Consider the following 18,256-nt stretch of genomic DNA (forward strand, 5'->3'; position numbering starts at 1 on the left):
GCGTGACCCCCTCCGGCCTGGCAGAGCCGCACCCGGACTCCCGGACGGCCAGCGTCGAAGCTCCCACCGATTGGTCCACCGTGTCCGCCGACCCGCACCACCGTTCCGTCGCTCCCGCGTGGCTCGAACGCCCCGCCGACGCGAACGGGCTCGCTCCGGCCGTGTGGCCGGCGGCCGCGGCGCGCGATGCCGACGGCGTGCTGGAGCTCGGCGGCATCCCCGCGACCGCCTTGCGCGAGCGGTTCGGCACGCCACTCTACGTCGTGGACGAGGACGAGGTGCGCCAGGCCGCCCGCCGCACGCTCGACGCCTTCCGCGCGGCGGCGGCGCTTCACGGCGTTCAGGCCCGCGTCTACTACGCGGGCAAGGCGTTCCTGAGCACCGAGGTCGTGCGCTGGGTCACCGAAGAGGGGCTCGCCGTCGACGTGTGCAGCGGCGGAGAACTCGCCGTCGCACTCGCGGCGGGCGCCGACCCCGCGCGACTGGGCTTCCACGGCAACAACAAGTCGGTGGCCGAGCTCGAGCGGGCCGTCGAGGTGGGCATCGGCTCGATCGTCATCGACAGCCTCATCGAGATCGAGCGTCTCGCGGCGATCGTCGAGCGCCGCGGAGCGACCCAGGCCGTGCTGCTGCGGGTCAACAGCGGCGTGCACGCCGAGACGCACGACTTCCTCGCCACGGCTCACGAAGACCAGAAGTTCGGCTTCACGCTGACGGATGCCCCCGCCGCCGTCGCCCGCATCCGTGAGCTCCCCGGGCTCGAGTTCGTGGGCCTGCACTGCCACATCGGCTCGCAGATCTTCGGCACCTCCGGGTTCGAGGAGTCCGCCGCCCGCCTGGTCGAACTGCATGCCGAGCTTCGCGAAGGCGGTGAGCTGCCGGTCCTGAACCTCGGCGGCGGGTTCGGCATCGCCTACACGTCGGTCGACGACCCCACCCCGATCGAGCAGCTCGCGCTGGGCATCGCCGAGGCGGTCGCGCGGCAGTGCGAGGTGCGCGGCATCCCGATGCCGAACCTCGCGTTCGAGCCGGGCCGCGCGATCGTCGGTCGAGCAGGCGTGACCCTGTACGAAGTGGGCACGACCAAGCTCGTCGAGCTCGAGAGCGGCGACACCCGCCTGTACGTGAGCGTCGACGGCGGCATGAGCGACAACGCCCGCCCGGCCCTGTACGGCGCGCAATTCTCGGCTCGCATCGCGTCGCGCACCAGCGACGCCGAGCCGGCGCTGTCGCGCGTGGTGGGCAAGCACTGCGAGTCAGGCGACATCGTGGTCGATGCGGAGTACCTGCCGGGCGACGTCTCGCCCGGCGACCTGCTCGCGGTCCCCGCGACGGGCGCGTACTGCTTCTCGCTCTCGAGCAACTACAACTACGTCCCCCGCCCGCCCGTCGTGGCGCTGCGCGGGGGAGAGGCGCGCATCATCGTGCGGGGCGAGACGATCGATGATCTGCTCGCCCGCGACGCCGGCCTCAGCACCGTGCACGACGGGCGCGAGCTCGCCGGAGCACCGACGGAAGGAAACCAACGCATGCCCGTACTGAGCGAGCGAAGCGAGCCGAAGTGACCGACTACCGCCGCCTCCGCGTCGCACTCCTGGGAGCCGGAGCCGTGGGCTCGCAGGTCGCCTCGCTGCTGCGACAGCACGCCGACGAACTCGCCGACCGCGCGGGTGCGCGACTGGAGCTGGTGGGCATCGCGGTGCGTGACGTCGACGCCAAGCGCGACGTCGACCTGCCACGTGAGCTCTTCACGACCGACGCCGACTCGCTCATCGTGGGCTCCGACATCGTCATCGAGCTCATGGGGGGCATCGAACCGGCGCGCGAGTACCTGCTCCATGCGATCAACTCGGGTGCCGACGTCGTGACGGCGAACAAGGCGCTCCTCGCCACGCACGGGCCCGAGATCTTCGACGCCGCCGACCAGGTGGGTGCCGAGGTCTACTACGAGGCGGCCGCCGCGGGCGCGATCCCGATCATCCGCCCGCTGCGCGACTCGCTCGCCGGCGACCGCGTCCAGCGCATCATGGGCATCGTCAACGGCACGACGAACTACATCCTCGACCGCATGGACACCGAGGGCGCCGAGTTCTCGGACGTGCTCGCCGACGCGCAGCGCCTCGGGTACGCCGAAGCCGACCCGACGGCCGATGTCGAGGGCTACGACGCCGCCCAGAAGGCCGCGATCCTCGCGAGCCTCGCCTTCCACACCACGGTGCCGCTGGATGCGGTGCACCGCGAGGGCATCACGTCGATCGACAAGTCGATGATGGATGCCGCGCGCCACGCGGGGTACGTCATCAAGCTGCTCGCCGTGTGCGAGCGCCTGACCGAGGCATCCGGTGAATCCATCTCGGTGCGCGTCTACCCCGCGCTCATCGACCGCGCGCACCCCCTCGCGAGCGTGCACGGCGCCAACAACGCGGTGTTCGTGCAGGCCGAGGCCGCCGGCAACCTCATGTTCTACGGCGCGGGCGCCGGCGGCGTGCAGACGGCGTCCGCGGTGCTCGGCGACGTCGTTTCGGCGGCGCGCCGCCACATCGCCGGCGGCGTCGGCGTCGGAGAGTCGACGCTCGCGAACCTGCCGATCGTCCCCGTCGGACGCGTCACCACGCGCTACCAGATCACGCTCGAGGTCGACGACCAGCCGGGCGTTCTGGCGACGGTCGCGGGCATCCTGAGCGAAGGCCGCGTGTCGATCGCGACCGTCGAGCAGACCGTCGTCGAGTCGGCCGAGGGCGAGAGCGGCGTTGCCCGACTGGTGATCGGCACGCACAAGGCTTTGGAGCAGGACCTGAGCGAGACGGTCGACCGCCTCGCCGCGAGCGGCGTCGTCGAGCGCGTCGTCTCGGTGCTGCGCGTCGAAGGCAATTGAAGACTTTTCTGAAGGAGAACTGACATGGCACACGTTTGGCGCGGGGTCCTCCGCGAGTACGCAGATCGTCTGGGCGTCACGGATGCCTCGACCGTGGTCACCCTCGGCGAGGGCGGCACGCCGCTCCTGCCCGCCCCCGCGCTGTCGCGCCTTACCGGCACCGACGTGTGGGTGAAGTTCGAGGGCATGAACCCCACCGGCTCGTTCAAGGACCGCGGGATGACCGTCGCCGTCTCGCGCGCGATCGAGCACGGCGCGAAGGCCGTCATCTGCGCCTCGACCGGCAACACGTCCGCCTCGGCGGCCGCCTACGCGGCGCACGCCGGCATCACGGCGGCGGTGCTCGTGCCCGAAGGCAAGATCGCGATGGGCAAGCTCAGCCAGGCTGTGGCGCACAACGGCCGTCTCATCCAGATCCGCGGCAACTTCGACGACTGCCTCGAGATCGCGCGCGAGCTCGCCGACAACTACCCGGTGCACCTCGTCAACTCGGTCAACCCGGACCGCATCGACGGGCAGAAGACCGCCGCCTACGAAGTCGTCGAGCAGCTGGGCGACGCCCCGGACTTCCACTTCATCCCGGTCGGCAACGCGGGCAACTACACCGCCTACACGCGCGGCTACCGCGAGGAGGCCGAGGCCGGCGTCTCGACGCGCGTGCCGCGCATGTTCGGCTTCCAGGCCGCCGGCTCGGCGCCGCTGGTCACCGGCAAGGTCGTGAAGAACCCCGAGACCGTCGCCAGCGCCATCCGCATCGGCAACCCGGCGTCGTGGGACCTCGCGCTCGAGGCCCGCACGGCGACCGACGGGTACTTCGGCGCCATCGACGACGACCGCATCCTCGCGGCGCAGAAGCTCCTTGCGGGCGGGGTCGGCATCTTCGTCGAGCCGGCGTCGGCGATCAGCGTCGCGGGTCTCCTCGACCGGGTCGAGGCCGGCACCGTGCCCCAGGGCGCGCGCGTCGTGCTCACGGTCACCGGCCACGGCCTCAAGGACCCGCACTGGGCGCTGCGCAACGCCGACGGCTCGGAGGTCGAGCCCACCGTGGTCGACGCCACGACGTCGGAGGTGGCATCCGTCCTGGAGCTTGCTCCCGCGGCGGCGACCGCGTGAACGCAGCCGTCGCTCCGGCCCCCGGCCGCCGGGTGGTGGTGCGGGTGCCCGCGACGAGCGCCAACCTCGGACCCGGGTTCGACACCCTCGGTCTCGCGCTGAGCGTGTACGACGAGCTCGACGTCACGGCGCTGCCCGAGGGCGAGCTCGAGATCGAGGTGGAGGGAGCCGGTGCGGACGATGTGCCGCGCGACGCCTCGCACCTCGTGGTGCGGGCGATCGCGTACGCGTACGAATCGGTCGGGCGACGGATGCCGGGACTCCGCCTCGTCGCCAAGAACGTGATCCCGCACGGACGCGGCCTCGGTTCGTCAGGCGCGGCGGTGGTGTCGGGCCTGCTGGCTGCCAGAGGACTGCTCGAGGGCGATGTCGAGCTCGGACCCGACGCCCTGCTGCGCCTCGCGACCGAGCTCGAAGGTCACCCTGACAACGTGGCACCCGCCCTGTTCGGCGGCCTCACCATCGCGTGGGTGGACGAGGGCGGCCCGCAGCACAAGAAGCTGCTCGTGCACCGCGGGGTGTCGCCGCTCGTCTTCGTGCCCACGTTCACGATGTCGACCGAGCTCGCGCGCAGCCTCCAGCCGATGCATGTACCCCGTGAGGACGCTGTCTTCAACGTCTCTCGCTCCGCACTGCTGATCGCGGCGCTCACGCAGAGCCCCGAGCTGCTGCAGGCGGCGACGGAGGACAAACTGCACCAGAACTACCGCGCGAGCGCCATGCCCGAGACCGACGGTCTGGTGCGGGCGCTGCGCGCGGCGGGCTTCGCGGCGGTCGTGTCGGGGGCGGGACCGAGCGTGCTCGTGCTCGCCGACGGCCCGGGACGACGCCTCGAGGCGGCGGCGCTCGCAGCTGCCGCGACCGACACCCCGTGGGAGGCGCTCATGCTCGCCGTCGACTTCAAGGGTGGTACAGTGAGGGAGTACGCGGAGGGTTCCACGTAATACGTGAATCTGGCCTCCGTCGCAAATCTGCGAAACCACCGCACGGCATTCTGACCTGCCGACGTCCGCTGAGCACCCTCGCGGTCCCTCACCCCGTCGGCGGGTGTCTCGACAGGCGTGACAACTGATCGAGACAGGCAGACGCCACCCGGCAGCGCCGTGCGATCGTGCACAATCGTTCCGTTTTTCACAAGGGAGAACTCGTGGAGTCCATCTCCGAGATCCACGCCGACGTTCCGGCCGACGAGCGCGCGGAAGCGCCCGAGGCATTCGGAGACGCCGGCAGCGTCGAAGCCCAGGCCGAGGCCGTGGCTGAGGAAGCCGTCATCGAGGCCGTCGAGGCCGAGGTCGTCGCCGAAGAGGCCGTCGAGGTCGCCGAGGCGGCCGACGCCGTCGCCGACGAGGCCGTCGTCGAGGCGCTCGCCGCCGAAGAGGCCGCCGAGGAGGCGGTCGCCGAGGCGATCGTCGCCGAGGAGTCGGGTGACGCCACCGCCGCCGAGGTCGCTGAGGAAGCGGCCGAGGAGGCCGTCGCCGAGGCGATCATCGCCGACGCCGTCGCCGAGGAGGCGGTCGCCGAGGCTGCTGTCGCCGACGCGGTCGCCGAAGAGGCGGTCGCCGAGGCCGTCGTCGCCGAGGTCGTGGCCGAAGAGGTCGTCGCCGAGGTCGTCGCCGTCGAAGCGGCTGCCGAGGCACCGGCCGAGGCGCCTGCTGCGCCCGCGAAGGCCCCGCGCAAGCGCGCTCCCCGCCGTGCCAAGAGCACCGATGTCGCGCCGGCCGAGCCCGCCGCGCAAGCACCGGCCGAGACGCCGGCAGAGGCACCCGCCGAGGCCGGCGAGCAGGCTGCTGAAGAGGCATCCGCCCCCGCCGAGGCGCCCGCCGAAGGCACCGAGGCGCCCGCCGCCGACGCAGAGGCGCCCGCCGAAGGCACCGAGGCGCCCGCCGAATCCGGCGAGGGTGGCGAGCAGGCCGCCGAGGGCGAGGGCGCCGAGACGCCGTCGCGCAGCCGGAGCCGCAGCCGCAGCCGCAGCCGCAACCGCAACGCGCAGAACCAGAACGCCCAGGGTGGCCAGGCCGCACAGGGCCAGAACGCGCAGGGCGGCCAGGCCGCACAGGGCCAGAACGCCCAGGGCGGCCAGACCCAGAGCGCCCAGCCCGTCGCGGAGCCGGCGAAGGCCGACACGCAGGACGACGAGCAGCCGGCCCAGGGCAACGGCCGCGGCCGCCAGCGCAACAAGCGCCGTGGCACGCAGGCCGCCGCCGGCGGCGACGAGTTCGAGACCGAGATCGGCGAGGACGACGTCCTCATCCCGATCGCGGGCATCCTCGACGTGCTCGACAACTACGCGTTCGTGCGCACCTCCGGGTATCTGCCCGGCCCGAGCGACGTCTACGTCTCGCTCGGTCAGGTGAAGAAGTACAACCTGCGAAAGGGCGACGCGGTCGTCGGCTCGATCAAGCAGCCGCGCGAGGGCGAGCAGTCCAGCCGCCAGAAGTACAACGCGCTGGTCAAGGTCGACGCGATCAACGGCCTGTCAGTCGATGACGCCGCCGCGCGCGTCGAGTTCGGCAAGCTGACGCCGCTCTACCCGCAGGAGCGCCTGCGCCTCGAGACCGCGCCCGAGAAGCTGACGCAGCGCATCATCGACCTCGTCGCGCCGATCGGCAAGGGCCAGCGCGGCCTCATCGTCGCGCCCCCGAAGGCGGGCAAGACGATCGTGCTGCAGCAGATCGCCAACGCCATCGCGAACAACAACCCCGAGGTGCACCTCATGGTCGTGCTCGTCGACGAGCGCCCCGAAGAGGTCACCGACATGCAGCGCACCGTGAAGGGCGAGGTCATCGCCTCGACCTTCGATCGCCCCGCCGAGGATCACACCACGGTCGCCGAGCTCGCCATCGAGCGCGCTAAGCGCCTGGTGGAGCTCGGCCGCGACGTCGTCGTGCTGCTCGACTCGATCACGCGCCTCGGCCGCGCCTACAACATCTCGGCGCCGACCTCGGGCCGCGTGCTCACCGGTGGCGTCGACGCCTCGGCGCTGTACCCGCCCAAGCGCTTCTTCGGCGCCGCGCGCAACATCGAGAACGGCGGATCGCTCACGATCCTCGCGACCGCCCTCGTCGAGACCGGCTCCAAGATGGACGACGTCATCTTCGAGGAGTTCAAGGGCACCGGCAACAGCGAGCTGCGCCTGAACCGCCAGCTCGCCGACAAGCGCATCTTCCCGGCCGTCGACGTCAACGCGTCGTCCACGCGCCGCGAAGAGATGCTGCTCTCGCCCGACGAGGTCAAGATCACCTGGAAGCTCCGTCGCGCGCTGGCCGGCCTCGAGCCCCAGCAGGCCCTCGAGGTCGTGCTCGGCAAGCTCAAGGAGACGCAGTCGAACGTCGAGTTCCTGGTGCAGATGCAGAAGTCGATCCCCGCGCCCGCGAACGGGCACGGCGGTGGCCGCAGCCACGATCACGACAACAGCATCCGCTGATCCTCGATGCCCGAGCCCGCGATGTTTGATTCTGTCCGGGGTCTGATCGACGAGCACCGCGCGGTCCAGGAGGAGCTCTCCGACCCCGCGGTGCACGCCGATGCGGCGCGCGCCAAGCGGGTGAACCGGCGCTACGCCGAGCTGTCGCGCATCGTGAAGGCCCACGAGGACTGGGTGGCGGCATCCGATGATCTGGATGCCGCCCGCGAACTCGCCCGCGAGGACGACGCCTTCGCCGAGGAGGTGCCGGCCCTCGAGGCCGGGCTGGCCGAGGCGCAGGAGCGCCTGCGGCGCCTGCTGATCCCGCGCGATCCCGACGACGCCCGCGACGTGATCATGGAGATCAAGCAGGGCGAGGGCGGCGCCGAGTCGGCGCTGTTCGCCGCCGACCTCCTGCGAATGTACCTGCAGTACGCCGCCTCGAAGGGGTGGAAGACCGAGCTGCTCGAGCGCAACGAGTCCGACCTCGGCGGCTACAAGGACGTCCAGGTCGCGATCAAGGGCGCCTCGTCCGATCCCGCGCAGGGCGTGTGGGCGCACCTCAAGTACGAGGGCGGGGTGCACCGTGTGCAGCGGGTGCCGGCGACCGAGTCGCAGGGGCGAATCCACACGTCGACGACCGGCGTGCTGGTGTTCCCCGAGGTCGATGAGCCCGAAGAGATCCACATCGACCCGAACGACCTGAAGATCGACGTCTTCCGCTCGTCGGGCCCGGGCGGTCAGTCGGTCAACACGACCGACTCCGCGGTGCGCATCACCCATGTCCCGACGGGGATCGTGGTGTCGATGCAGAACGAGAAGTCGCAGCTGCAGAACCGCGAGGCAGGCATGCGCGTGCTTCGGGCACGCCTCCTCGCCAAGCAGCAGGAGGAGCTCGAGGCCGCGGCATCCGACGCCCGCAAGTCGCAGATCCGCGGCATGGATCGGTCGGAGCGCATCCGCACGTACAACTTCCCCGAGAACCGCATCGCCGACCACCGCACCGGCTACAAGGCGTACAACCTCGACCAGGTGATGGACGGCGCCCTCGAGCCGCTCATCGAGTCGGCGATCACCGCCGACGAGGAGGCCCGTCTCGCGGCACTCGGCTCCGACGACGCCTGACGCGCTGCCCGCGTTCGTCGTCAGACGCTGCCTCGCTCGCCTACGGCTCGCCGAGACACGCCGATGGCGGATGCCGCGCCTCGGAGTGTCTCGGCGACTCGAGCAGGCGGCACTGCGGGGCGGGCGCGCGGGCGCGTGCGGGGGACGGATGCTTCGCCGCTAGGCTTCGAGCGTGCTCACGCTGCTCATCCGCGCCCTCATCTTCCTGGTCTCGGCGGCGCTCGGACTTGTCGTCGCCGACCTGATCCTGCCCGGCTTCTACCTCCACTGGAACGACTGGTGGGGGATCCTCCTCGCCGTCGTCATCTTCGCCGTGCTGCAGAGCGTGCTCGCGCCCTGGCTGTTCAAGATCACGCGCCGGCACGCCAACGCGCTGATCGGGGGCATCGGACTGCTCTCGACGTTCGTGGCCCTGCTCATCGCTGTGCTCATCCCTGCCGCGGGTATCGGCATCGACGGCCCGGTCGCCTGGATCATCGGGACGCTCATCGTGTGGCTGGTCACCGCGCTCGCGACGTGGCTGCTGCCGCCGCTGTTCATCAAGAAGAAGGTGCAGGACCGCCGCGGCTGACGCCCGAGGATAGGGATTCCTCCCGATCCCGACCAGCCGCCTCAGTCACGAGGCTGGTGGGATGATAGGCGGTATGCAGATCGGCCGGGTGCCCCTCGTCGGCCGCCAGGCGGACCTCGACGCGCTGCGCGAAGAGGTCGACGCCGTCGGCGCGGAGGGCCGCGCCGTCGTCGTGTCGGGTGATGCCGGGATGGGCAAGACCCGCCTGCTCCGCGACTTCACCGAGACTCTCGACGGCGCCGTCGTCGTGCGGGGAGCCTGCGTCGACTCCGGTTCGGGGCCGGCACCGCTGACGGCGATCACCGACCTTCTGCGCGACCTCGTCGACGCGCTCGGTGTGGAGGCGGTACGCGAGGCCGCCGGCCCGGGCGCGGACGCGCTCGGCGTGCTCGTGCCGGCTCTCGCCGACAGCGCCGGCGACGCCGAGCGGCTCGCGGACGTCGTCGTCGAGCTGTTCTCCCAGCTGGCCCGCACGCACCGGCTGGTCGTCATCATCGAGGACCTCCACTGGGCTGACAGCACGACGTGCGACATCGCGGCGCGGCTCGTCCGCCGCGCGGCCGCGCTGCCTCTCTTCGTGCTGCTGTCGTACCGCACCGACGACGTCGGGCGGGCGCATCCGCTGCGTCCGGTCCTCGCCGAGCTCGATCGCGCGCGCCTGCTGACGCACCGTCCCCTCGCACGCCTCAGCCCCGCTGAGGTCGGCGCGCTCGCCACCGCCGTGCACGGCGATGCGCTCGCACCCGGTGTGTTGAACGACATCGCCGCTCGCAGCGAGGGGATCCCGTTCTACGTCGAAGAACTCGCGAGCTTCTCCGGCGCCCGGCTTCCGGTATCGCTGCGGGACGTGCTCCTGCTGAGGTACGAGCGATTGGATGCCGAGGCCCGCCGCTTCGCACGCGTGCTGGCGACCGGCGGTGTCGAGGTGGCGCACCCTGTGCTGCGCGATGTGTTCGCTGACAATGAGGCGGCCCTCGAAGAAGCCGTGCGCAGCGCGGTCGACGCGCAGGTCGTCGTCATCCGCGAGGATGCCTACGCGTTCCGCCACGCGCTCATGCAGGAGGCGGTCTACGCAGAGCTCCTCCCGACCGAGCGGACGCGGCTGCACACCGCGTACGCCGTCGCGCTCGAGAACTCGGCTCCGACGGCGCGCGTGCTCGCCGACATCGCCCACCACTGGCGCGCCGCGCGCGTGCCTGACCGCGCCCTGGCTGCCGGGGTGGCGGCGCAGCGCGCCGCGAGCGTCGCCTCGGCGTGGTCGACGGCGGCCGAGGCGGGGGAGCGGGTGCTCGAGCTCTGGGACGCGGTTCCCGAGCCGGAGGAGGTGTGCGGGATGCCGCGCGCCGAGGTGCTGCGGCGGACCTCCGCGGCGCTGGTGTCGGCGAACCGGAACGATCGAGCCCTCGCGTTCGCGCAGGAGGCTGTGGCGCTGTGGCCCGCGGACGACGTCGTGGGCCGCGCCGAGATGCTCGGAGACCTCGCCACCATCGAGTTCCAGGCCGGGGTGTCGGACGGGATCGAGAGCATCGAGCAGGCGCTCGCGATCCTCGGCGACGATCCGCGCCACGGCGTGCAGCGCGCCGGACTGCTGCTCAGCTCGGCGCGCGTGCACATGCTCAACGGGCGCCAGGTCCTCGGCGACGAGGTGGCCGCGCAGGCGCGCGCGACGGCACAGATGGCGGAGTCGGCCGGCGACCCTGCCGCGGCCGAGATCGTGGCGCAGGCTCTGCTCATCTCCGCGACCTGCCGCGCCAGTATCGGCGACGTGCGCGGCGTCGCGCTCTTCGACGAGGCGCGCGGGTACTCGACCGGGTTCGTGCGCGCGATGATGCGCTACTACATCAACTACTCGAACACGCTGATGCAGGTCGGCCGGTACGACGACGCGGTCGCGGTGGCGCAGGAAGGGCTGGAGTACGGGCGATCCCACGTCGCCGACGTGGGGCCCCTGGTCATGATCGAGGCCAACGTCATCGAGGCCCACATCTACGCCGGACGCCTCCGCGAGGCGGAAGAGCTCGGGGGACTGCTGCCGCTGGTCGAACCGGGGCTCTACTCCGCGTTCCTCCGTGAGCGGCTGGTCTGTCTCGCGATCTGGCGCGGTCGCATCGACGGCGCCGAGACGGCGCTGGAGGCGGCACGCCTCGAGCTCGACCGGTTCGGCGCCTACGAGTATCAGACGCGGTTCGGCATGGCTTACGACCTCGGCGAGCTCGCCCTCGCCCGCGGCGATGCGCACGAGGCGCTGGCGCACGCTCGCCTGGCGTGGGAGACGCCCGCCGGCGGCGTGCTCGCCCTGCCGCTGACCGCGATCGCGGCCCGGGCTGCCGTGATGCTGCGCGAACGCGGAGACGACACCGACATCGAGCCCTACCGTGAGGTGCTGGCGACCTTCGAGGACTGGCCGGTCACCCCGTTGTGGGCAGCGGTGTTCGCCGCCGAGCTCGGCGAGGGCCCGTGGGCGGCCGCGATCGACGCGGCGGGTCCCGCCTACATCCGCGCGTACGCACGATTGCGGCACGGCGAGACGCTGCTTGCGGCGGGCGAGCGCACCGCAGCGAAGGAGGCGCTCGCCGCCGCCACCGCGTACGCCGAGGAGCTCGGGGCGGACGGACTCGCCGCGCGCGCTCACGACGTGATGACCGATGCCGGCCTCGGCGAGGTCGCCCCGCGCTCGCTGCTGACCGCCCGCGAGGAGCAGGTGCTCGAGCTGGTCGCCGAAGGGCTCAGCAACGGACAGATCGCGCAGCGGCTCTACATCAGCGTCAAGACGGTGTCGGTGCACGTGTCGGCGATCCTGCGCAAGCTCGACGCGCCTTCGCGCACCGCCGCCGCCGCCATCTACCGTCGCAGCGCGGCGTAGACCCGGCCGGACCCGCGGCGCCGCGCCAGGCCGCGGACCGCGGCATCCGTCATCCCGGCCGCGTCAGATGTGGTACTCAGGCGTCGTGAGCAGGGCGCGGGTGTCGTCGCCGACACGGCGGGCGCGCGGCTTCGCGGGCACGCCGACCAGCACGCTGTCGGCGGGGGCGTCCTTGGTCACGACCGCGTTCGCGCCGACGACGGATCCCGCGCCGATCGTGATCGGGCCGAGGATCTTGGCGCCGGCGCCGACGGCGACGCCGTCCTCGATCGTGGGGTGGCGCTTGCCGCCCTCGCGCTGGCGGCCGCCGAGCGTGACGCCGTGGTAGAGCATGACGTCGTCGCCGACCTCGGCGGTCTCGCCGACCACGACGCCCATGCCGTGGTCGATGAAGAAGCGGCGGCCGATGGTGGCGCCCGGGTGGATCTCGATGCCGGTGAGCCACCGGGTGATCTGGGATCCGGCGCGCGCGACGAAGCGGAGGTCCCGCGTCCACAGGGCGTGCCACACGCGGTGCGCCCAGATCGCGTGCAGGCCGGGGTACAGCACGGCGATCTCGAGGCCGCCGCGCGCCGCGGGGTCGCGGAGCTTCGCCGCGGCGATGTCCTCCCGGGCCCGGGCGAAGAATCCGATGCGCTCGTCGGTCACTTGGTCTCGGCCTCCGGCTCGCGCAGGTGCTCGTAAAGCGCGGTCGACAGGTATCGCTCGCCGGAGTCGGGCACGATCACGACGATGCGCTGCCCGGCGGCCTCAGGGCGTGCAGCGATCTGCAGCGCCGCCCACACGGCTGCACCGGCCGACATCCCGGCGAGGATGCCCTCGCGGGTGGCGAGTTCGCGCGCGACCGTGATGGCGTCGTCGAACTCGACGTCGAAGATCTCGTCGACGACCGATCGGTCGAGCACCTCTGGGACGAAGTTCGGCCCGATGCCCTGGATGCGGTGGCCGCCGGCGCGGCCCTCCGTCAGGACGGGGGAGTCCTTCGGCTCGACGAGGACGATCTTGACGTGAGGGTTCCGCTCCTTGAGCACCTGGCCGACGCCGGTGATCGTGCCGCCGGTGCCCGACCCCGCGACGAACCAGTCCACGCGGCCCTCGGTGTCGCGCCAGATCTCCTCGGCGGTGGTCTTGCGGTGGATCGCGGCGTTCGCCTCGTGCTCGAACTGGCGCGCGAGGATCGCGCCGGGAGTCTCGGCGACGATGCGCTGGGCGGTCTCGACCGCCTCCGTCATGCCCTTGTACGGGTCGGTGAGCACGAGCTCGGCGCCGAAGGCCTTCAGCAGCGTGCGACGCTCCTTCGACATAGACGCGGGCATCGTCAGGATGACGCGATACCCGCGCGCGGCGCCGATCAGCGCGAGCGAGATGCCCGTGTTCCCGCTCGTGGACTCGACGATGGTGCCGCCCGGCACCAGCTCTCCGGCCGCCTCTGCGGCCTCGACGAGCGCGTAGCCGAGGCGGTCCTTGACCGAGGAGCCCGGGTTGTAGAACTCGAGCTTCGCGAGCACCTCGGCGCCGAGGCCCTCGGTGAGCGCGTTCAGCCGCACGAGCGGCGTCTCGCCGAAGGCGGTGGTGATGTCGGAATGGATCCCGGGCACGTGGTGCTCCCTCGATTAAGGCGCTGCGAACGACGACGGCGCGCCGACGCCCCAGGATGGTTGAGCCGGCGCGCCGTCGTGACGACTCAATCTTCGCGCAGATCCTCGTAGAGAGCGGTCGACAGGTACCGCTCGCCGAACGACGGGACGATGACGACGATGTTCTTGCCGGCGGCCTCGGGGCGTGCAGCCACCTGGAGCGCCGCCCAGATCGCCGCGCCAGACGAGATGCCGACCAGGATGCCGTCCTGCGCGCCGACGGCGCGTGCCGTCGAGATCGCGTCGGGGAACTCGACGTCGATGACCTCGTCGATGACGCCCTGGTCGAGGATCGCCGGCACGAAGTTGGGGCCGATGCCCTGGATCTTGTGCGGGCCGGGCGTGCCCTTCGTGAGCAGCGGCGAGTCGGCCGGCTCGACGGCGACGACCTTGGCGCCGGGCACGCGCTCCTTCAGCACCTGGCCGACTCCGGTGATCGTGCCGCCGGTGCCGATGCCGGCGACGAAGTAGTCGATCTGGCCATCGGTGTCGCGGATGATCTCCTCCGCGGTGGTCTTGCGGTGGATCTCGACGTTCGCCTGGTTCTCGAACTGGCGGGCGAGGATCGCGCCGGGGATGGCGGCGACGAGCTCCTCGGCCTTCGCGATCGCGCCCTTCATGCCGCCGGCGGGGTCGGTGAGCTCGAGCTCGGCGCCGTAGGCCTTCAGCAGGAGGCGGCGCTCGATCGACATCGACGAGGGCATCGCGAGGACCACGCGGTACCCGCGCGCCGCGCCGACCATGGCCAGCGCGATGCCGGTGTTGCCGCTGGTCGCCTCGACGATCGTGCCGCCCGGCTTCAGCTCACCCGAGGCCTCCGCGGCATCGACGATCGCGATTCCCAGACGGTCCTTCACGCTCGAGGCGGGGTTGTAGAACTCGAGCTTCGCCAGGACGTTCGCGCCGGCACCGTTGGTGACGCGGTTCAGGCGCACCAGCGGCGTGTTGCCGAATGCGGACGTGATGTCGGGATGGATGCCGGTCATGTCGGGACCTTTCGCGGGTTCTCGGCTGAATCGAGCACCAGCCTAGGGGGAGGTGTTCTCCGTGAGTCCTTCTGTGACGAAAGGGTGGCGGGCACGCGGTACCCTCCCGTGCGCCTCGCACGGAGCCGGCCCTAAAGTGGATGCGGTCATGGCTTCTCCCGACGAATCCCCCCTGCTCTCCGATTCCCTCCGCCGCGCCGCCGCGCGCCTGGCCGAGGTCGGCGTCGCCGATCCGTCCGTCGACGCCGAGCTGCTGGCCGCCTTCGTGCTCGGCTCCGGGCGCGGGGGAGTGCAGGCCGGCGCGATCCGCGGCGATCGCCTCACCGCCGCCCAGGCCTCCCGCCTCGACGAGTTGGTCGCCCGCCGCGTCACTCGCGAGCCGCTGCAGCACATCATCGGGACCGCGCCCTTCCGCCACCTGGAGCTGCGCGTCGGCCCCGGGGTCTTCGTGCCGCGTCCCGAGACCGAGGTCGTCGCGCAGCTGGCGATCGACGCGCTGCGGGCCGCGGCATCCGCGTCTCCCATCGCGGTGGATCTCGGCACCGGCAGCGGTGCGATCGCCCTCGCGATGGCGACCGAGGTGCCGCATGCGCGCGTCTACGCTGCCGAGAACTCGGTCGACGCGTTCGTGTGGACGAAGGAGAACTTCGCGAACGTCGGCGCCGACAACGCCTCGCTCGCGTTCATCGACCTCGCCCACGCGTTCGGTGAGCTCGACGGCACGGTCTCGGTGGTGGCATCCAATCCTCCGTATGTCCCGGATGCTGCGATCCCGAGGGATCCGGAAGTCCGCTTCTTCGATCCGCCCGCGGCGCTGTACGGGGGAGAGGACGGTCTCGACGTCGTCCGCGTGCTGAGCGGGGTGGGCCTGCGCCTCGCGCACCCCGGCGGCATGATCGTGATCGAGCACGGCGAGTGGCAGGGCGAGGCGATCCGCGGGATCCTCGAGGCCGACGGCTGGCGCGCCGCCTCGACCCACCCCGACCTCACGATGCGCGACCGCGCGACCACCGCCCTGCATCCCTGATCGCCCGTCCCGGTCTCGGAGCGTTCGTCCGGGGCCGCGCAACTAGACTTCCTCTGACATGTCCCCCATCTACGACTGCCGTGACGAGGCGCAGCTGCTCACCGGCATGCGCCAGGCGCGCCAGGCCATCGGCCGCGGCGAGCTCGTCGTCATCCCCACCGACACCGTGTACGGCGTCGCCGCCGACGCCTTCGACCACGCCGCCGTCGCGCGCCTGCTCGCTGCCAAGGGCCGCGGACGCCAGTCGCCGCCGCCCGTGCTCGTCGCAGGACTCACGACGCTGCGCGCGCTCGTCGCCGAGGTCCCCGAGCCCATCGAGCGCCTCGTGGAGGCGTACTGGCCGGGAGGCCTCACCATCGTGCTGCCGTCGCAGCCGTCGCTGTCGTGGGATCTCGGCGAGACCCGCGGCACGGTCGCCGTGCGCATGCCCGCGCACCGCATCGCCCTCGAGCTGCTCGAAGAGACCGGTCCGCTCGCGGTCTCGAGCGCCAACCTCACCGGCATGGCGGCCGGCATCACCGCCGAGGACGCGGAAGCGATGCTGAAGGACAGCGTCGCCGTCTACCTCGGCGATGGGCCGTCCAAGACCGGCATCCCCTCGACGATCATCGACGCGACCAGCCTCGTCGTCGGCGACGCGCCCCTGGTGCGCGTGCTGCGCGACGGCGCGGTCAGCCGCGAGCAGCTGCGCGACGTGCTCGGCGACCTCCTCGAGCCCGACCCGGGCTCCGAGCCCGACGCCGACGCCTCCGGGCCCGCGGGCCCGGCTCCGGCCGACGAGGCTGCGGCGCCCGGGGCGCCGGAACCCGACCGCTCGTGAAGCAGTACGTCTTCACGATCCTCCTCACGGCGGCCGTCACCTTCGTCCTGTCGTGGGCGGTGTGGCGACTCAGCCTCAAGTACAAGCTGTACCCGGGCATCCGCGAACGCGACGTCCACAAGACCCCCACGCCGCGCCTCGGCGGCATCGCCATGTTCATCGGCGTGCTGGCGGCGTTCGCGGTGTCGTCGCAGCATCCGTATTTCTCCATCGTCTGGGCGCAGCCCCAGCAGATGTACGCACTGCTCGGCGCGACCGCGCTCATCGTCGTGATCGGCGTGCTCGACGACCTGTGGGACCTCGATTGGATGATCAAGCTCGGCGCGCAGTTCCTCGCGGCCGGCGTGATCGCGTGGTTCGGGCAGCTCCAGATCTACACGCTGCCGCTGGGCGGCATGACGATCTTCTCGAGCTGGGCGAGCTTCACCCTCACCGTGTTCTCGATCGTCGTCGTCATGAACGCGGTGAACTTCATCGACGGCCTCGACGGCCTCGTCGCCGGCGTGTGCCTGATCGCGAACGCGGTCTTCTTCGCGTACTCCTACATGGTGTTCCGCGACATCGGCTCGAGCACCTACTTCACGCTGTCCTCGCTCATCGCCGCCGTGCTCATCGGCGCGTGCATCGGGTTCCTCCCTCTCAACTGGAGCCCCGCGCGCCTGTTCATGGGCGACGCCGGGGCGCTGATGCTGGGACTCTTGATGGCGTGCTCGGCGATCTCGATCACCGGCAACTTCGACCCCGCGATGATCGCCGACAACGACGCGTTCGGCCGCTCGCAGCTCCTGGGTGCGTTCATCCCGATCCTCTTGCCGGTCGTCGTGGTGCTGCTCCCGCTGCTCGACTTCGGCCTCGCCGTCGTGCGGCGCATGAGCCGAGGCAAGTCGCCGTTCTCGCCCGACCGCAAGCACCTCCACCACCGCATGCTCGATATGGGCCACACAGATCGTGACGCCGTGCTCATCTTCTACGCGTGGACGGCGCTGGTGAGTCTGTCGGTGCTGCTGATGTACATCGGCACCACCCTGCAGTGGCCGGGCGACTATCTGTTCGGCGTGTTCTACGGCATCGTCGGCATCGCCGCATGCCTCGTCGTCACGCTTCTTCCCTCACACCGCCGGCCCGTCTCCGCACCGGCGGCCCCCTCGGCTCCCGGACCCGAACCGCAGCCCGATCCCGCGCCCGCACAGGAGGACGCCCGATGAGCACCAGCCCGAATCCCCGCACCCCGATCTCCAGCACCCCGATCCTGCGCACCGTTCTGGTGTGGTCGGGCACGGTCACCGCCATCCTCGCGGTCGTCGGCGCGGTCGTCGGCTTCCTCGTCGCGGGCACGACGGGCCTCTGGAGCGCCCTGGCCGGCGTCCTGGTCGCCGCGGTGTTCCTCGGCATCACGGGGGCGAGCATCCTCATCGCGAACCGCTGGTTCGGCGACCCGCTCTACGTGCCGATCTTCTTCGGCATCGTGATGGGCGGGTGGATCCTCAAGTTCGTCGTGTTCATCGTGATCCTCCTCGTCCTGCGCGGTCAGCCCTGGATCGAGCCCAGGGTGTTCTTCGTCGCAGCGGTCGTGAGCGTGCTCGCCTCGCTGGCCGTGGACGTCGTCGTCATGGTGCGGATGCGGGTGCCGCACGTCAGCGATGTGGAGCTTCCGACCGACCCCGACGCGGGGGACAGGCGCGACGACGAGTCCGACGGATCCTGATCCGCCGCCGCGCGGATTCAGCGACCTCACAAGTTTGATAGGCTGAACGAGCGCCCGCCCACTCGCTCAGCGAGTACTTGCGGAGTGACGCTCATCGACCATCGTCGCAACGGTTCTCGACCGGTGCCCCG

General features: G+C 71.3%; 15 protein-coding genes. 12 read left to right on the forward strand and 3 right to left on the reverse strand.

Annotated features, from left to right (window positions below):
- The first annotated feature begins 80 nt into the window (after positions 1-80).
- From lysA to J2Y46_RS10330, 8 genes are all read left to right on the forward strand, one after another.
- Complete coding sequence (gene lysA / locus J2Y46_RS10295) at positions 81-1,565, forward strand: diaminopimelate decarboxylase (RefSeq protein ID WP_310242354.1); 1,485 nt, start codon at positions 81-83, stop codon at positions 1,563-1,565.
- Complete coding sequence (locus J2Y46_RS10300; RefSeq protein ID WP_310242098.1) at positions 1,562-2,875, forward strand: homoserine dehydrogenase; 1,314 nt, start codon at positions 1,562-1,564, stop codon at positions 2,873-2,875. Before lysA ends, J2Y46_RS10300 begins: the two co-directional genes overlap by 4 nt.
- A 24-nt stretch (positions 2,876-2,899) precedes the next feature.
- Positions 2,900-3,988, forward strand: a complete 1,089-nt coding sequence (thrC, locus tag J2Y46_RS10305; RefSeq protein ID WP_310242100.1) for a threonine synthase — start codon at positions 2,900-2,902, stop codon at positions 3,986-3,988.
- Positions 3,985-4,932, forward strand: coding sequence for a homoserine kinase (thrB, locus tag J2Y46_RS10310; RefSeq protein WP_045297514.1), 948 nt, complete (start codon positions 3,985-3,987; stop codon positions 4,930-4,932). The genes thrC and thrB overlap by 4 nt, the downstream gene beginning before the upstream one ends.
- Positions 4,933-5,135: 203 nt before the next feature.
- Positions 5,136-7,412: a transcription termination factor Rho gene (rho, locus tag J2Y46_RS10315; RefSeq protein ID WP_310242102.1), complete on the forward strand. Its 2,277-nt coding sequence runs from the start codon at positions 5,136-5,138 to the stop codon at positions 7,410-7,412.
- Between the two features lie 21 nt (positions 7,413-7,433).
- Positions 7,434-8,516, forward strand: coding sequence for a peptide chain release factor 1 (gene prfA / locus J2Y46_RS10320; RefSeq protein ID WP_045297568.1), 1,083 nt, complete (start codon positions 7,434-7,436; stop codon positions 8,514-8,516).
- Between the two features lie 172 nt (positions 8,517-8,688).
- Positions 8,689-9,087 (forward strand): phage holin family protein, encoded by a 399-nt coding sequence (locus J2Y46_RS10325; protein ID WP_045297517.1) that lies wholly within the window; start codon positions 8,689-8,691, stop codon positions 9,085-9,087.
- Positions 9,088-9,160: 73 nt separating this feature from the next.
- Complete coding sequence (locus J2Y46_RS10330) at positions 9,161-11,950, forward strand: AAA family ATPase (RefSeq protein ID WP_310242103.1); 2,790 nt, start codon at positions 9,161-9,163, stop codon at positions 11,948-11,950.
- A 63-nt stretch (positions 11,951-12,013) separates the two neighbouring features.
- On the opposite strand, the gene epsC is transcribed toward J2Y46_RS10330, so the two are convergent.
- The 3 genes from epsC to cysK (J2Y46_RS10345) form a co-directional block, all read right to left on the reverse strand.
- A complete protein-coding gene (gene epsC, locus J2Y46_RS10335; RefSeq protein ID WP_045297519.1) occupies positions 12,014-12,598 on the reverse strand; it encodes a serine O-acetyltransferase EpsC in 585 nt (194 codons plus the stop codon).
- The gene (cysK, locus tag J2Y46_RS10340) at positions 12,595-13,548 is read right to left on the reverse strand and encodes a cysteine synthase A (protein ID WP_045297521.1); all 954 of its coding nucleotides are present in this window, start codon (positions 13,546-13,548) and stop codon (positions 12,595-12,597) included. Before cysK (J2Y46_RS10340) ends, epsC begins: the two co-directional genes overlap by 4 nt.
- Positions 13,549-13,634: 86 nt before the next feature.
- Positions 13,635-14,573 carry a cysteine synthase A gene (cysK, locus tag J2Y46_RS10345; protein ID WP_045297522.1) on the reverse strand — a complete coding sequence of 313 codons (939 nt, stop codon included), beginning with the start codon at positions 14,571-14,573 and terminating at the stop codon, positions 13,635-13,637.
- A 148-nt stretch (positions 14,574-14,721) separates the two neighbouring features.
- On the opposite strand from cysK (J2Y46_RS10345), the gene prmC reads away from it, so the two are divergent.
- From prmC to J2Y46_RS10365, 4 genes are read left to right on the forward strand one after another with little or no spacing between them, the layout of a single operon-like run.
- Positions 14,722-15,600 (forward strand): peptide chain release factor N(5)-glutamine methyltransferase, encoded by an 879-nt coding sequence (prmC, locus tag J2Y46_RS10350; protein WP_310242106.1) that lies wholly within the window; start codon positions 14,722-14,724, stop codon positions 15,598-15,600.
- Positions 15,601-15,658: 58 nt separating this feature from the next.
- The gene (locus J2Y46_RS10355) at positions 15,659-16,420 is read left to right on the forward strand and encodes an L-threonylcarbamoyladenylate synthase (RefSeq protein ID WP_310242107.1); all 762 of its coding nucleotides are present in this window, start codon (positions 15,659-15,661) and stop codon (positions 16,418-16,420) included.
- On the forward strand, positions 16,417-17,625 hold the full coding sequence (locus tag J2Y46_RS10360; RefSeq protein WP_045297526.1) for an MraY family glycosyltransferase: 1,209 nt from the start codon (positions 16,417-16,419) through the stop codon (positions 17,623-17,625). The genes J2Y46_RS10355 and J2Y46_RS10360 overlap by 4 nt, the downstream gene beginning before the upstream one ends.
- Positions 17,622-18,125 (forward strand): hypothetical protein, encoded by a 504-nt coding sequence (locus tag J2Y46_RS10365; RefSeq protein ID WP_045297527.1) that lies wholly within the window; start codon positions 17,622-17,624, stop codon positions 18,123-18,125. The genes J2Y46_RS10360 and J2Y46_RS10365 overlap by 4 nt, the downstream gene beginning before the upstream one ends.
- Positions 18,126-18,256 lie beyond the last annotated feature (131 nt).

Origin of the sequence: Microbacterium sp. BE35 (genome assembly GCF_031457705.1) — a bacterium.
In the GTDB taxonomy this organism is placed as follows: domain Bacteria; phylum Actinomycetota; class Actinomycetes; order Actinomycetales; family Microbacteriaceae; genus Microbacterium; species Microbacterium trichothecenolyticum.